We start from the raw sequence: 1,647 nt of genomic DNA on the forward strand, positions 1-1,647 counted from the left end.
GCGGATGGCTTAGCTGATGGCGTGGTGATCGTGGCGCAAGCGCGCGGTACTGCGGCAGCGGATCCGAGAGGGGAGCAGTTGAGCAATGAGGTGCGCGTGAATGTGAATGCCTTACGTGTGGCGAATTTGGAAGTGCTGAAGACGCCGGCGGCACACGCGTGCTGGCGGGTGAGTCGATTACCTACACGATTCGAGTACGCAATATAGGAAATGCGGCAGCGCGCAATGTATTGGTGACGGATGCGCTTCCTGCGGGAACGGTGTTCGAGAGTGCGAGCATGGGCGGGACTTTTGCTGCCGGCACGGTGAGCTGGAACATCGCCGAGATCGCGGCGGGTGGAGAGGCTACGTTGACCTTAGTTTTAGGAATCCCGGCTAATACGGCAGCGGGTACGGTGATCCGTAACGTAGCGGTGGCCAATAGTGCGGATGATCCAGATGGTCCGAAGGAAAATGCGCCGGATCCAGATAATGATGTGACGGTGGATACTGCTGCTACCTTAGCCATAGCGAAAACGACTGCTACTCCGAATGTGGTGGTAGGAGAGACGTTTACGTACACGATTACGGTGACGAATAATGGCCCAAGTGATGCGCAGCAGGTGGTGGTAACGGATGCCTTGCCGGCAGGAGTGAGCTTCGTGTCTGCGGATAATGGCGGCAGTTTGGATAATGGAGTGGTGAGCTGGACTGTAGGCACTTTGGCCGCAGGCGCGTCGGTCAACCTGAGCCTGGAGGTTCGCTTGGCGGCGGACTTGGCGAATGCACGGAGGTGAGCAATGTCGCTGAGGTGAATAGCCCGACGGATGCGGGATCTCCACGCGTGTCTGCACCAGCGGTGATTACGGCGGTGAATGAGCGCGCGACCTTAGAGCTGGTGCTTGCGGCGACTCCGCTGACGGTGACCTCAGGGGATGCGATCACCTATACCTTAGAGGTGCGTAATACGGGTAATATCGGTACAGGTGCTGTGAATGTGACCTTGCCGCTACCGAATGACACGCAGTTTATTTCGGCGACGGATGGCGGTGTCTTGGATGGCTTGAATGTCAACTGGGCACTGGCTAATGTGCCGGCAGGTGAGACGCTTAGCTTGAATTTGGTGGTTCGCAGCGCGGATGGCTTAGCTGATGGCGTGGTGATCGTGGCGCAAGCGCGCGGTACTGCGGCAGCGGATCCGAGAGGGGAGCAGTTGAGCAATGAGGTGCGCGTGAATGTGAATGCCTTACGTGTGGCGAATTTGGAAGTGCTGAAGACGCCGGCGGCACCACGCGTGCTGGCGGGTGAGTCGATTACCTACACGATTCGAGTACGCAATATAGGAAATGCGGCAGCGCGCAATGTATTGGTGACGGATGCGCTTCCTGCGGGAACGGTGTTCGAGAGTGCGAGCATGGGCGGGACTTTTGCTGCCGGCACGGTGAGCTGGAACATCGCCGAGATCGCGGCGGGTGGAGAGGCTACGTTGACCTTAGTTTTAGGAATCCCGGCTAATACGGCAGCGGGTACGGTGATCCGTAACGTAGCGGTGGCCAATAGTGCGGATGATCCGGATGGTCCGAAGGAAAATGCGCCGGATCCAGATAATGATGTGACGGTGGATACTGCTGCTACCTTAGCCATAGCGAAAACGACTGCTACTCCGAA

General features: G+C 57.8%; 2 protein-coding genes and 1 pseudogene. All 3 read left to right on the forward strand.

What is annotated here, in order from left to right; genetic code table 11:
• Nucleotides 1-207, forward strand: a pseudogene (locus A3SI_RS19455) (hypothetical protein); the annotation flags it as partial.
• Entirely contained in the window at nucleotides 159-776 is a 618-nt protein-coding gene (locus A3SI_RS16795) for a DUF11 domain-containing protein (RefSeq protein ID WP_083836584.1), read from the forward strand. The pseudogene A3SI_RS19455 and the gene A3SI_RS16795, both read left to right, overlap by 49 nt.
• Nucleotides 773-1,647, forward strand: an 875-nt coding sequence (locus A3SI_RS16800; protein WP_009057934.1) for a DUF11 domain-containing protein, incomplete at its 3' end; no start/stop codon positions are given. The genes A3SI_RS16795 and A3SI_RS16800, both read left to right, overlap by 4 nt.

The sequence above is a fragment of the Nitritalea halalkaliphila LW7 genome, assembly GCF_000265075.1.
GTDB classification, from domain to species: domain Bacteria; phylum Bacteroidota; class Bacteroidia; order Cytophagales; family Cyclobacteriaceae; genus Nitritalea; species Nitritalea halalkaliphila.